At 72.8% G+C, this 13,317-nt stretch carries 14 protein-coding genes; 6 read left to right on the top strand and 8 right to left on the bottom strand.

The genetic code is table 11. The features are described 5' to 3' along the window. Positions 1-3: 3 nt before the first annotated feature. From CS0771_RS04875 to CS0771_RS04840, 8 genes are all read right to left on the bottom strand, one after another. A complete protein-coding gene (locus CS0771_RS04875; protein WP_212839960.1) occupies positions 4-327 on the bottom strand; it encodes a type II toxin-antitoxin system PemK/MazF family toxin in 324 nt (107 codons plus the stop codon). Further along, positions 324-659: a hypothetical protein gene (locus CS0771_RS04870; protein WP_212839959.1), complete on the bottom strand. Its 336-nt coding sequence runs from the start codon at positions 657-659 to the stop codon at positions 324-326. The genes CS0771_RS04875 and CS0771_RS04870 overlap by 4 nt, the downstream gene beginning before the upstream one ends. Positions 660-668: 9 nt before the next feature. After that, entirely contained in the window at positions 669-1,547 is an 879-nt protein-coding gene (locus CS0771_RS04865; RefSeq protein ID WP_244870606.1) for a 1-aminocyclopropane-1-carboxylate deaminase/D-cysteine desulfhydrase, read from the bottom strand. Positions 1,548-1,655: 108 nt separating this feature from the next. Next, complete coding sequence (locus CS0771_RS04860; protein ID WP_212839957.1) at positions 1,656-2,501, bottom strand: class II fructose-bisphosphate aldolase; 846 nt, start codon at positions 2,499-2,501, stop codon at positions 1,656-1,658. After that, complete coding sequence (nagA, locus tag CS0771_RS04855) at positions 2,498-3,595, bottom strand: N-acetylglucosamine-6-phosphate deacetylase (RefSeq protein ID WP_212839956.1); 1,098 nt, start codon at positions 3,593-3,595, stop codon at positions 2,498-2,500. Before nagA ends, CS0771_RS04860 begins: the two co-directional genes overlap by 4 nt. Positions 3,596-3,650: 55 nt before the next feature. Beyond that, positions 3,651-4,586 carry an ROK family protein gene (locus CS0771_RS04850; RefSeq protein WP_212839955.1) on the bottom strand — a complete coding sequence of 312 codons (936 nt, stop codon included), beginning with the start codon at positions 4,584-4,586 and terminating at the stop codon, positions 3,651-3,653. Then, complete coding sequence (locus CS0771_RS04845; RefSeq protein ID WP_212839954.1) at positions 4,583-4,723, bottom strand: hypothetical protein; 141 nt, start codon at positions 4,721-4,723, stop codon at positions 4,583-4,585. Before CS0771_RS04845 ends, CS0771_RS04850 begins: the two co-directional genes overlap by 4 nt. Next, positions 4,720-5,595, bottom strand: coding sequence for an SIS domain-containing protein (locus CS0771_RS04840; RefSeq protein WP_212839953.1), 876 nt, complete (start codon positions 5,593-5,595; stop codon positions 4,720-4,722). Before CS0771_RS04840 ends, CS0771_RS04845 begins: the two co-directional genes overlap by 4 nt. Before the next feature lie 188 nt (positions 5,596-5,783). Here CS0771_RS04840 and CS0771_RS04835 point away from each other — a divergent pair, with 188 nt between their 5' ends. The 6 genes from CS0771_RS04835 (at position 5,784) to CS0771_RS04810 (ending at position 13,272) form a co-directional block, all read left to right on the top strand. Beyond that, a complete protein-coding gene (locus CS0771_RS04835) occupies positions 5,784-6,569 on the top strand; it encodes a DeoR/GlpR family DNA-binding transcription regulator (RefSeq protein ID WP_212839952.1) in 786 nt (261 codons plus the stop codon). A 271-nt stretch (positions 6,570-6,840) separates the two neighbouring features. Beyond that, on the top strand, positions 6,841-7,833 hold the full coding sequence (locus CS0771_RS04830) for an ABC transporter ATP-binding protein (RefSeq protein ID WP_212839951.1): 993 nt from the start codon (positions 6,841-6,843) through the stop codon (positions 7,831-7,833). Then, positions 7,830-8,843, top strand: coding sequence for an ABC transporter permease subunit (locus CS0771_RS04825; protein ID WP_212839950.1), 1,014 nt, complete (start codon positions 7,830-7,832; stop codon positions 8,841-8,843). The genes CS0771_RS04830 and CS0771_RS04825 overlap by 4 nt, the downstream gene beginning before the upstream one ends. Before the next feature lie 156 nt (positions 8,844-8,999). Then, the gene (locus CS0771_RS04820; protein WP_212839949.1) at positions 9,000-9,401 is read left to right on the top strand and encodes a DUF3263 domain-containing protein; all 402 of its coding nucleotides are present in this window, start codon (positions 9,000-9,002) and stop codon (positions 9,399-9,401) included. A gap of 98 nt (positions 9,402-9,499) precedes the next feature. Continuing rightward, positions 9,500-12,394 carry an ATP-binding cassette domain-containing protein gene (locus tag CS0771_RS04815; protein WP_212839948.1) on the top strand — a complete coding sequence of 965 codons (2,895 nt, stop codon included), beginning with the start codon at positions 9,500-9,502 and terminating at the stop codon, positions 12,392-12,394. Next, positions 12,391-13,272: an ABC transporter permease gene (locus tag CS0771_RS04810; protein WP_212839947.1), complete on the top strand. Its 882-nt coding sequence runs from the start codon at positions 12,391-12,393 to the stop codon at positions 13,270-13,272. Before CS0771_RS04815 ends, CS0771_RS04810 begins: the two co-directional genes overlap by 4 nt. Positions 13,273-13,317 lie beyond the last annotated feature (45 nt).

The raw sequence follows: 13,317 nt of genomic DNA, 5'->3' as shown, positions 1-13,317 counted from the left end.
CGTTCAGAGCGCGAGCGCGGCGCGCAGCCCGGCGTTGACGGCGGCCATCGTGTACGGCCCGAGCGCACCCGCCGGAGCGGTCAGCTCGTCACGCCACAGCTTCTCCACGTCGTCGCACAGCACCCACCCCGCGAGAGGACCGCAGTCGCTGCCGAGCGGCACGACGGTCTCGATGTGCGTGTTCCGGTTCGTGGTGGTGATCCGGACGGCGAGCACCGTGGACAGGTTGCGGTTGCGGTGGTTGTTGCTGACCACTGCGAAGGGCTTGCGCCCCAGCTCGGCGCCCAGGTCGACGAAGTAGACCTCACCCCGGACCGGCGTCCTCACCGGCGTTCGCCGGTCGCGTGCGCGGCCTCCTCGGCCGTCCACTCGGCCACGGAGCGGGCCCGTCGGGTCCGGTGTGCCGCGCGCTCCGCCTCAGCCTGGCCGTTGTGCCAGGTGGCCATGTGCTCGTAGCCGACCTCGAGGGAGATGCCGCGCAGCGTCGCGTCCGCCACGTCGAGCAGCGCGCGGACGCGCGCACCCTCGCTGCTGAGATCGGGAACGTCGCCGCGCTGTGCATACCAGAGTTCGAGCGCGTGCCGCAGCGCCGACTCGACGCCCAGCTCCTGCACCGTCTCCGCGATGCCGTCGGTGACGGTGACACTCATCCTCTTCACTGCACCAGGCTATGCACCACCATGCGGTGCGTCAAGTGGTGCGGTGCCGGTGACGACGACGGCCAGGCGGGTGCCGGGCGGGAAGGCGTCCTGTGCGATCAGGTCATACAGTCCCGCGAGCAGCTTGCCGGTGTAGATCGGGTCGAGCGCCAGCCCGTGCCGGAGCTTGAAGTCGGCGACGAAGGCGTCGAGGCCCGGGGTGCGCTTGGCGTAGCCGCCGTAGTGGTGGTCGAGGTCGACGGCCCAGTTGTCCGTCGGGGCGCCGAGGGCCTGTCGTAGCAGCTCGCGGACCTCGTCGGCGAGGAAGCCCGCGCCTTTGAGTACTGCTATCCCGAGCGCGCGCTGCCCGCTCGACAACCCGGCCGCCAGGCCCGCGAGCGTGCCGCCGGTGCCGACCGGGCAGCAGATCACGTCGAAGTGGGTGCCGATCTCACCGGGCAGCTCGGCGCAGCCCTTGACCGCGAGTGCGTTGCTGCCGCCCTCGGGGATCACGTAGCACGCACCCCAGTCCCGTTCGAGCCGCGCGAGGACCTCGGGCGTGTGCTTGCGGCGGTAGGTCTCGCGGTCGAGGTAGGTGAGCGCCATGCCCTGCGCGGCGGCGTACGCCAGGGACGGGTTGAGCGGCAGGTGCTCCTCCCCGCGTACCACCCCGATGGTCCGGAGGCCGCACCGGCGACCGGCCGCGGCGACCGCGCGGAGATGGTTGGAGTACGCCCCGCCGAAGGTCAGCAGCGTCCCGAACCCCTGCTCCCGCGCCGCCACCAGGTTGTACTTCAGCTTGCGCCACTTGTTCCCCGGCAACTCCGGATCCACGAGGTCATCCCGGACCAGCAGCACCGTCACCCCTGCCGCCGCGATCCTCTCGTCGCGCAGGGTGTCGACCCGCACAAGGCCGCCCCGCGCAAGATCATGTTGATCTTGCGCGAACTGTTGCCCATTCGCCGGATTGGAGTGTGTCATCCCCACAGTTCACGCAAGATCGGCGCCGCAGAGGGGTCAGAGGAGGGTGAGGAAGTGGCGGACGGTGTCGGAGATGGCTTGGCGGGCGGGCTTCAGGTATTTGCGGGGGTCTACGAGCTTCGAGTCGGTGGCGAGGACCTCGCGGACCGCGCCGGTGAAGGCGATGTTCAGGGCGGTGCCGATGTTGATTTTGACCAGGCCGCCGGTGACGGCGCGGCGGAGCTCAGCGTCGCCGACGCCGGAGGAGCCGTGCAGGACCAGGGGGACGGAGACGGCGGACTTGAGGGCCGCGATCAGGTCGTGGTCCAGGGCGGCGTCGCGGGTGGTCATGGCATGGGAGGAGCCGACGGCGACGGCGAGGGCGTCGACGCCGGTCTGGGTGACGTACGCGGCGGCCTCGGCGGGGTCGGTGCGGGCGCCGGGGGCGTGGGCGCCGAGTGGCGGAGCGCCGTCCTTGCCGCCGACGGTGCCCAGCTCGCTCTCCAGCCAGAGGCCGTGCTCGTGGCAGAACTCGGCGGCGGTCTTCGTGGCGGCGACGTTGTCGGCGTAGGGGAGGGCCGAGGCGTCGAACATGACCGAGGAGAAGCCGTGGTCGGGGGCCTGGTGCAGCAGGGCGACCGACTCGACGTGGTCCAGGTGCAGGGCGACGTCGACCGCGGCCAGCTCGGCGACGGCGCGGGTGGCGGCGGCCAGCGGGCCGAGCTGCCCGCCGTGGAACTTCACGGCGTTCTCGCTGATCTGGAGGATCACCGGGCGGCCCGCGGCGGTCGCGCCCGCGGTGATCGCCTCGGCGTGCTCCAGGGTGATGACGTTGAACGCGGCCACGCCGGTGCGCGCGGCGGCCGCTTCGGCGACCAGCTTCCCGGTGGAGACCAGGGTCATCGGATCCACTCTCCCGACTTCATCACGCGGACCACCCGCAGCTCGGAGTCCAGTTCCACGAGGTCGGCGCGCAGGCCGGGGCGCAGCGCGCCGACCTGGTCGCCGAGGCCGACGGCGCGGGCGGGCGTGGTCGCCGCCATCGCCGCCACGTCCGTCATGGACAGTCCCGCGCCGAGCGCCTGGCGCACCGCCGCGTCCATGGTGAGGGTGCTGCCCGCGATGCTGCCGTCCCGGGCCAGCCGGGCGACCCGGTCGGCCACGATCACGGCCTGGCCGCCGAGGTCGTACTCGCCGTCGGCCATGCCCGCGGCGTCCATCGCGTCGGTGATCAGCGCGGCCCGCGCGGGTCCGGCCGCGTGCGCGGCGAACAGCAGCGTGCCGTCGTGCAGGTGTACGCCGTCGGCCACCAGCTCGCACATCACCGACGGGGCGTCCAGCAGCGCCACGATCGGCCCCGGCTCGCGGTGGTGCACCGGGCGCATGCCGTTGAACAGGTGCGTGGCGACCGTCGCGCCCGCCTCGATGGCGGCGTTGACCTCGGCGTACGACCCGTCGGTGTGACCGACCGCGGCCACCACGCCGTGCTCGGCGAGCAGCCGGATCGCGTCGAGCGCGCCGGGCCGCTCCGGGGCGATGGTGACCATGCGCAGTGTGCCGTCGGCCAGCTTGATCAGCTCGGTCAGCTCGTCGAGCGACGGGTCGCGCAGGAACTCGGGGTTCTGCGCGCCGCAGCGCGCGTGCGACAGGTACGGCCCCTCGAAGTGCACGCCGGCCAGCACGCCCTCGGCGACCAGCGGCGCGTACGCGAGCACCGCGTCCCGCATCAGCGCGAACGGGGACGAGACCAGGCTGGCCAGCAGCGTGGTCGTGCCGTGGCGCAGGTGGAACGCGGCCGCCCCGCGCGCCGAGGCGGCGTCGCCGGTGGTGAACGTGTGCCCGCCGCCGCCGTGGGTGTGGATGTCCACGAACCCCGGCAGGATCCAGCGGTCCGCGGCCGACGCGGTGGGCGCGACGGCGCCGATACGGTCTCCGTCGATGCTCAGCGTGCCCTCGACGACGCCGCCGGGGGTGACGATCCGTCCGCTGACGGTCATGCCTGCTCCTCGTTTCGCTCGGCGGGGGCTCGATGGCGCTGCGGATGCGGTGCGGTCATGCCCGCTCCCCGACCAGGTCCAGGGCGATCAGGGCCGCGCCGAGGCTGCCGGACTCGTCGCCCAGCTCGGCGCGCACGATCTCGGGCACGCGGTGGAAGGTGACCTTCTTACCCAGCGCGTCGCGCAGGGGCGCGAGCAGCGTCTCGCCGGACTCGGCCAGGCCGCCGCCGATGACGACCAGCTCGGGGTCGTAGAGGGCCTGGCCGGTGAGCAGGCCGTCGGCCAGCGCGTCCACGGTTTCGGCCCATACCCGGTCGGCGTGCTTGTCCGTGCCCAGCCGCCCGGCGACCTGCGCCGCGGTGGCCGGTGTGCCGACCAGCTCGGCGTAGCGCCGCTCCACCGCGCTGGCGGAGGCGACCGCTTCGAGGCAGCCCCGCAGGCCGCAGCCGCAGAGCGGGCCGGCGGGGCGGACCACGATGTGGCCGATCTCCCCGGCCGCGCCGTGCGCGCCCGCCATCACGGCGCCGTCGACGACGTGCGCGGCGGCGATGCCGGTGCCGATCGGCACGACCAGCACGTGCCTGCGGCCCCGCCCGGCGCCCAGGCGGGCCTCGGCCAGGCCGCTGGCGCGCACGTCGTGGCCGACCGCGGTGGGCAGGCCGGTGCGCGCGTGCACCTCCTGGCGCAGCGGCACGTCGCGGAAGCCGATGTTCGAGGAGTACGTGGCGATGCCGTCGGCCTCGTTCACGATGCCGGGCACGACCACGCCCGCGCCGACCGGACGCCAGCCGCGCTCGGCGGCGGTCGCGGCCAGTCCGGCGGCCACGTCGAGGATGGTGCCGAGCACCGCCTGCGGACCGCGCTCGCGGCCGGTGGCGTGGCGCTCGGTGTGGCGTACCCGGTGGTCCGTGCCGACCAGGGCGCACTTCATGCCGGTGCCGCCGACGTCGATCGAGACGACGACGTCGGCGGGCTCGTGAGCGGTGGTCATGCCCTCTCCCTGCTGCGTACGCCCGGGACCGGCACGCCCCTGGCCTCGTCGGTGGCCCGGCGCGTGCGGGGGACCGGCGCGCGGGGCGGGCGGCCGGCGATCGCGGCCGCGCCGGATGCCAGGATGCGCGTACTCATGACAGGACGACCGAGCGGGTCAGGTGCCGCGGCTCGTCCGGGTTGAGGCCCCGGTGCTCGGCGAGCGCGACGGCGAAACGCTGCGCGACGATCAGGTGCGCGACCGGGTCGATGTCCGCGTCGTGCACGAAGGCCGCGCCGGTCGCCTCGACGTCGGCCCGCAGGCCCGCCGGGACCTCGCCGAAGGCCCACACCGCGCGGCCGGGGGCGCTGATCGAGATCGGGCCGTGCCGGAAGTCCATCGCCGGGTACGCCTCGGTCCAGAAGGTGGCCGCCTCGCGGCACTTCAGCGCCGCCTCCTGGGCCAGGCCGTTGGTCCAGCCGCGGCCCACGAAGGTGACCTGCTCGATGGTGGCCGGGTCCAGCGGGAGCGGCAGGGCGAGCGCGCGCTGCGCGTCGTCGGCGGCCTTGGCCAGGTCCGCGCCCAGCGAGGCGCGCAGCAGGGTGAGCGCGCTGGTGGCGAAGCGGGTCTGCACGACCGAGCGCTCGTCGGCCCAGGGCAGCGCGATCACGTCGCGGGCCAGCGTCACGGCCGGGGTGTCCATGTCGCCGACCAGGACCGTGCTGCGGTCGCCGGCCTTGCGCAGGATGTCGAGCACCTCGGTGGTGGTGCCGGACCGGGTGATCGCGATGATCCGGTCGTAGGGCCGGTCGATCGGGAACTCCGAGCCCGCGAAGGCGTCGGTCTCGCCCTGGCCGGCCGCCTCGCGCAGGCTCGCGTACGCCATCGCCATGAACCAGGAGGTGCCGCAGCCCACGACGGCGACGCGCTCGCCGGGTGCGGGCAGCGCCCCGGCCGCTCCGGCGGCCTCGGCCGCGGCGCGTCGCCAGAGGTCAGGCTGGCTGTTGATCTCTTCGGCGACGTACGTCATGGCGGCGACCCCTCCAGCAGGCGTGCGCGTAACGGTTCGAAAGTACGGTGTTTCGCGCGCTATTCTGCGTGACGCCTCCGCCGAAGGCAACTCAAGAGTCACATACGCGCAGCACATCGCGTTGCATGGGCCGGTTTCGCGCACTAGTGTGCACGCATCCGCTCAGAAATCGCGCAAACGGAGGATCGGTGGACCGGTACGCCCGCTGGAACGCGCTGCTGGAACTGCTCACCGACTCCGGCCGGGTCACCGTCGAGGAGGCCGCCGAGCGGCTCGACGTCTCCCAGGCCACCATCCGCCGCGACTTCGACCAGCTCGCCCAGCAGCAGATGATCACCCGTACCCGGGGCGGGGCGGTGGCCAGCGGCGTCTCGTACGACCTGCCGCTGCGCTACAAGACCGCCAAGCACTCGGCCGAGAAGCAGCGCATCGGCGCCGCCGCGGCCGCGCTCGTGCAGCCCGGCATGGTGGTCGGCCTCAACGGCGGCACCACCACCACCGAGGTGGCGCGGGCGCTGGCCGTGCGCCCCGAGCTGAACTCGACCTCCGAGGGCGCGCAGCTCACCGTCGTCACCAACGCGCTGAACATCGCCAACGAGCTGCTGGTCCGCTCCCGGATGAAGATCGTGGTCACCGGCGGCGTGGTGCGCCCGCAGTCGTTCGAGCTGGTCGGCCCGCTCGGCGGCGGCATCCTGCGCGAGGTCACCCTCGACCTGGTGCTGCTCGGCGTGGACGCGATCGACGTGACGCTCGGCGCGGCCGCCCACCACGAGGGCGAGGCGGCGATGAACTCGCTGATGGTGGCGCGGGCCAAGCGCGTCGCCATCATCGCGGACTCGTCCAAGCTGGGCAGCCACGCGTTCGCCCGCATCTGCGCCGTCGAGCGCATCGAAACCCTGATCACGGACTCCAACGCGGACCCCGCCGCCGTCGCCGCCTTCCGCGCCGCCGACCTCAACGTCATCGTCGCCTGAGCCGCCCGCGGCCCGCGGCCCGCGGGCCGCGGGCCGCGGGCCGCCATGTCCGGCGTCCTTGATCGTCCGACTTGCCTGGCACCTGGGCGAATCATGAACGCGCATACCCCCATGTGCCTGGCAAATCGGATGACCTTGGTCGCGGCGCGGGGGAGGGCGCGCACGCAGGGTGACGCGGAGGGTGGGTTGTGAAGGATCGGGGGAGAGCGGGGGTGCGTGGGGGGTGCATACCTCGTAGGGTGCGGTGGTCATCGTTAGCTAGGAGGTCCCTGTGACCGCTGTCTTGGAGATCCAAGGCCTGACAAAGACGTACCGTGCCCGGGGCGGACCCCGCCGCGCGCTGGACGGCTTCGAGATGTACGTGGAAGCGGGCCAGGTGCACGGCTTCCTCGGGCCGAACGGCTCCGGCAAGACCACCACCCTGCGTACGCTGCTCGGCCTGATCAAGCCGGACAGCGGTGACCTGCGGATCCTGGGCCGACCGGTGCCGGCCGAGCTGCCGCAGGTCATCGCGCACGTCGGGGCGATCGTGGAGAGCCCGCAGTTCTTCCCCCACTTCTCCGCCCGGGACACCCTGTCGCTGCTGGCCGACGCGGGCAACCTGCCGCAGTCGCGCGTCGACTGGGCGCTGGAGCTGGTCGGTCTGCGCGACCGCGCCAAGGAGCGGGTCAAGACGTACTCCCTCGGCATGAAGCAGCGGCTGGCGGTCGCGTCGGCGCTGCTCAAGCAGCCGAAGCTGCTGATCCTGGACGAGCCCGCCAACGGCCTGGACCCGGGCGGCATCCGCGAGATGCGCGACATGATGGCGACGCTGTCGGCGGGCGGCATGACCGTCGTGCTGTCCAGCCACATCCTCGGCGAGGTGCAGTTGATCTGTGACAGCGTCACGATCATCTCGCTGGGCCGGCGGGTGGCCGCGGGCCCGGTGGCCGAGGTGCTGCAGGCGCACTCGTCGGGCCAGGTGCGGGTCGCCCTGGAGACCCCGGCGGACCTGAGCGCCGCGGCGCAGGTGCTGGTGGCGGCCGGTATGCAGCTGCAGGCGCACGCCGACCACCTGATGCTGACCGGGGTCGACAAGCCCGCGCTGATCGCCCGGCTGCTCGCCGAACGCCAGCTCTACGTCTCGGAGCTGGCTCCGGTCCACGCCGACCTGGAGAGCGTGTTCCTTGAGCTGACCGGCACCGCTCCGGTGCCCGGCCAGAACCGTCAGGTTGATCAGAGCGTGAAGCCGGACACGGCTCAGGACGGAGTGTCGGCAGCATGAGTCTCGTCAGGGCGGAGCGGCGCAGGTTCGTCAAGCGCCGGCTGATCAAGTGGCTGATCGTCGTCGCGGTGGCGATCCTGGCGGTGATCGGGGCCGCCATGTTCTTCGACAACCAGAAGGTGTCCCCGGAGACGCTGGCGTCGGCGCAGGCCAAGGCCGAGGCGGAGTACAACTTTGCGATGGAGGACTTCCAGCGGCAGCTGAAGGCCTGCCAGGAGACGCCGTCGGGCAGCGTCAAGCCGGACTACTGCCAGTGGGTGGAGAGCGGCGAGCAGCCGCAGCGCGACTGGTACCGCGCCGAGTACTACATGCCCTCCACGTTCGTGTTCAAGGGCGCGTTCGAAGAGATGATCATCGTCTGGGCGGCGATCATGGCGGTGATCGCGTTCGTGATCGGAGCGTCGTTCGTCGGCGCCGAGTGGAGCACCGGCTCCATGTCCAGCCTGCTCACCTGGCGGCCGAAGCGGCTGTCGGTGCTGGGCACCAAGCTCGGCGTGCTGATCGGCTGGCTGGTCACGATCGCGGTGGTCACCGGGGCGCTGTGGACCGCGGCGATGTGGGCGACGGCGGTGTACCGCGGCAGCACCGCGGGCATGACCCCCGGCACCTGGCAGTCGCTGGGCCTGACCGGGCTGCGCGGCACGGGCCTGATCGTCGCGGCCGGCGTGCTCGGCTTCGCGCTGGCCACGCTGGGCAGGCACACCGGTGTGGCGCTGGGCGTCGCGCTGGCGGTGGTGATCGTCGGCCAGGTCGGCCTGACCATCCTGCTGCTGGCGCTGCGGGTGCCGTTCTTCGAGATGTACCTGATCCCGACGCACCTGCAGGCGTGGATGGGCAAGGCGCAGGAGGTCGGCAACCCGTTCGCGAACCCGGCCGACTGCATGGGCGGCCAGTGCGTCGAGCAGGTGAAGACCATCACCTGGCAGGACACCGGCTCGATCACCCTGGGCGCCATCGCGGTGCTGCTGGTGCTGGCCTTCTGGCAGATGCGCCGGCGTGACGTGAGCTGACGGCCACGTTAAGCGGCAGGCGGTCGGGGGTATGTCAAACCTCGGCCGCCTTCCTTTTTGTGGCACGGCAACCCGCTCCGGCGGCCTTTCGTTGATCTCGACAGGGCACCTAGACTCGGTGAACGTGGTTCGCGGGGAGGGGACAAAATGGAGCAGATGAGGCGGCGTACGCGTGCCGACGAAGCCGACCCGGCCGAGCTGCCCCTGATCCCCACCCCCCGCCGCGAGCCGTCCCAGCTCGACCCCGCCTCCGCGGGCCTGCTGCCCGCCGAGAGCGACGACGAGGTCGACTCGGACCTGCCCGCGCCGGTCGGCGTGGTGGAGGACGGGCTCGACGAGCGCGAGCGGCACATCCTCGCCTTCGAGAAGCAGTGGTGGCGCCACGCCGGGGCCAAGGAGCAGGCGATCCGGGACAGCTTCGGGCTCTCCGCGACGCGTTACTACCAGCTGCTGAACGCGCTGCTGGACAACCCGGCCGCACTGGAGCTGGAGCCGGTGCTGGTGGGCCGGCTGCGCCGGTTGCGCGGCAGCCGCGCGCGGACCCGCAGCACCCGCTGAAGCCTGAAAGCCACCCGTACGCGACCTGAAAGAACTCTCAGCTGCGCTGGGGGTTCTCCCTGAGGGGACCGGGGGCGCGGAGCCGTACTGTGGCGGGCATGCGCGCGTTCGGGTCCCGGTTGCGGGCGAAGCTGAACAGACGGTGGCTCGCGGGCGGTCTCGCCGCCGCGGTGCTGGCCGGTGGTGTGGCGTGGGCGCTCCTGCCCGCCGACCCCGGCTACCGCACGATCGACGAGCGGGTGACGGTGCGTACCGGCCCGGCCGGCGACCAGACGGCCACCCTCGACACCCGCCTCTACCTACCCGACGGCGCGTCCGCGTCGCGCAAGGTGCCCGCGCTGCTGCTCGGGCACGGGTTCGGCGGCACCAAGGACAGCGTCTCGGCCGACGCCAAGGACCTGGCCGGGCTCGGCTACGCGGTGCTCACCTGGACCGCGCAGGGCCTCGGCGCGAGCACCGGGCAGATCCACCTGAACTCCCCGGACTGGGAGGTCAAGGACGCTCAGGGCCTGCTCGACCACCTGGCCGCCCGGCCGGAGATCATGCTCGACAAGCCCGGCGACCCGCGCGCGGGCGCCATGGGCGGCTCGTACGGCGGCAACCTGTCGCTGATGCTGGCCGCGCAGGACCCCCGGCTGGACGCGATCGTTCCCATGATCACCTGGAACGACCTGGGCCAGTCGCTGTTCCAGCAGTCGCTGGCCGACAAGCCCGGCGACGGCGTGCTCAAGCAGGCCTGGGCGGGCATCTTCTTCGGTTCCGGCATGGGCGGCGGGCGCGGCGGCGGCCTGAACCTGGACGCGCTCGGCGCGACGGGCGGCGACGGTGACGACGACGGCGACGGGCCCGGCGGCTCGGGCGGCGAAGGTGTCAACGGTGCCGGTGGCACGGGCGACGCGAGCGGCATGCCCGGCGATCGCGGCGGCGCGGCCCTCGACCCGCAGTGCGGGCGCTGGGCAGCCGATGTCTGCGAGACCTACCTGCGGGTGGCGGCCACCGGGCGCCTCGACGACCCGGCCCGGCAGATGCTGGCCCAGCGCAGCCCCGCCACCGTCCTGAGCAGGATCAAGGCACCCACGCTGCTGATCCAGGGCGAGACCGACTCACTGTTCCCGCTGGCCGAGGCCGACGCCAACGCGCGCGGCATCGCCGCCAACGGGACCCCGGTGCGGGTGGCCTGGTTCACCGGCGGCCACGACGGCGGCGACGGCCCCCAGTCCGACCAGGATCGGCTCAAGTACCTCATCGCGACGTGGTTCGACCACTACCTCAAGGGCAACGGCGACGCGCCCGCGAACAGCTTCACCTACTCCCGGATCACCGGCCTGGACGCCGTGGACCGCGGCCAGATGGCCACCGGCTACCAGGTGACCGACTACCCGGGCCTGGGCGGCGGGCAGACCCTGCAGGTGCCGGTGACCGGCCGCGCGCGCGCCATCGCCAACCCGCCCAACGGCACCCCGGCCGCGCTGTCCTCGCTGCCGGGCGCCGGTTCGCTGGCCAGCCTGATCAGCGGCGCCGCCGCGACCGACCTGCCCGGCCAGCACGCGCGCTTCGAGTCCGCGCCGCTGGAGCAGACGGTGTCCGTGGTCGGCGCGCCGCAGGTCAGCATCAAGGCCGCGTCGCCGACCGGCGAGGCGGTGCTGTTCGTCAAGCTGTACGACGTCGACCCCGACGGCCGCGCCACGCTCAGCGGCGGGCTGGTCGCCCCGGTCCGGCTGACCGGCCTGCCGGCCGAGCTGGCCCAGGCGCAGCCGGTGCGGGTGAGCCTGCCCGGGATCGTGCACGAGATCGAGGCCGGGCACCGGCTGCGCGTCACCATCGCCACCGCCGACCAGTCGTACCTCGGCCCGGCGGACCCGGTCGAGTACACCGTCGCGGTCGGCGACAGGAGCAGTGGCGCGGTCACCCTGCCCACGGTCACCGCGACGCCCATCGCGACCGCCGACACGCTGTGGCTGTACGTGCTGCTGGGGCTGCTGGCGCTGATCGCGCTGGGGCTGGCCGTGGTCATCGTGGTGGCCCGGCGGCGGCACCGGCGGGTGGACCACTCGGTGTCGGCCGAGCACGCGGACACCCCGCTGTGGGTGCGCGGGCTGCGCAAGACGTACGGCGACTTCGTCGCGGTCGACGAGATCAGCTTCACCGTGGAGCGCGGCCAGGTGGTCGGCCTGCTCGGCCCGAACGGCGCCGGCAAGACCACCAGCCTGCGCGTGCTCATGGGCCTCACCCAGGCCACCGCGGGCGAGGTGCTCATCTTCGGCCACCGGCTCGCGCCGGGCGCCCCGGTGCTGTCCCGCATCGGCGCCCTGGTCGAGGGCCCCGGCTTCCTGCCCCACCTGACCGGCGAGCAGAACCTCACCGCGTACTGGCGGGCCACCGGCCGCCCGTGGGAGGAGGCCCAGTTCGAGCGGGCCCTGGAGATCGCCGGCCTCGGCGACGCGGTCAAGCGCAAGGTCAAGAACTACAGCCACGGTATGAAGCAGCGCCTGGCCGTGGCCCAGGCCATGCTCGGCCTGCCGGAGCTACTGGTGCTCGACGAGCCGACGGACGGGCTGGACCCGCCGCAGATCGCCGAGATGCGCCGGGTGCTGCAGCGCTACGCCGAGAACGGGCGGGCGGTGCTGGTCTCCAGCCACCTGCTGGCCGAGGTCGAGCAGACCTGCACCCACGCGGTGGTCGTGCACAAGGGCCGGGTGGTCGCCTCCGGCCGGGTCGACGAGATCGTGGGGGACAGCCCGACCACCCTGCTCGACGTCACCGACATCGACCTGGCCAGCAAGACGCTGGACCGGCTCGACGGCGTCGCCGGGTACGCGGTCGACGGCGAGCGCACGCTCGTGGTGGACCTCGGCGACCTGAGCCGCACCGAGGCGGTGTCCGCGCTGGTGCGGGCCGGGGTCGGCATCGACCGGGTGACGCCGCGGCGGCGCCTGGAGGACGCGTTCCTGGCCCTGGTGGGCGAGTCGACGGCGGGAAGTGGGGACCGATGAGCACGACGGCTGTTCCGCAGGCGGACGGCGCGGCGGCGGGTTACCGTCCCGCCCGCACGCTGACCTACGCGACCGAGTTCGCCCGGCAGTGGCGGCGCAAGCGGACCCAGCTCGCGCTGGGCTTCATGGTGCTGCTGCCGGTCATCCTGCTGATCGCGTTCGAGCTGGGCGGGGAGGACGACGACGGCCGCTCCGGCCGGGGCCAGTTCTCCCAGCTCTCCGACGCGGCGATCTCCGGCGGCCTGAACTTCGCCATGTTCGCGCTGTTCGTCTCGGCCAGCTTCCTGCTGGTCGTGGTGGTGGCGCTGTTCCACGGCGACACCGTCGCCGCCGAGGCGAGCTGGGGGAGCCTGCGCTACCTGCTCGCCGTGCCGGTGCCCCGGGCCCGCCTGCTCGGCATCAAGCTCGCGGTCGCCCTGAGCTACTCCGCCCTGGCCATGCTGACCCTGCTGGGCACGGCCCTGCTGCTCGGCTCGCTCCGCTACGGCTGGCACCCGCTCCAGTCCGGCCTGGCCGCCGAGATCCCACCCGCCGAGGGCGTGCTGCGCCTGCTCGCCACCGCCGGCTTCCTCGGCGTCAACATGCTCGTCGTAGCGGGCCTGGCCTTCCTGCTCTCCGTCCTGACCGACGCCCCGCTGGGCGCGGTCGGCGGCGCGGTCCTGCTCTACATCGTCTCGTCGATCCTCGACCAGATCACCGCCCTCGGCGAACTCCGCAACTTCCTCCCCACCCACTTCGCCCAGGCCTACCTCGGCCTGCTGACCACACCGATGCAGTTCGACGACATCATCAAGGGCACCATCTCGGCCATCTGCTACTTCACCCTCTTCGTAGCCCTCGCCTTCGCCCGCTTCACCCGCAAGGACGTCGTCTCCTAACCCGCCCCGCGCCACCGCTTCAAGATCACGACGATCTTGCGCGAA

Origin of the sequence: Catellatospora sp. IY07-71 (assembly GCF_018326265.1) — a bacterium.
Taxonomy (GTDB): domain Bacteria; phylum Actinomycetota; class Actinomycetes; order Mycobacteriales; family Micromonosporaceae; genus Catellatospora.
This window is presented reverse-complemented; position numbering and strand designations above follow the sequence as displayed.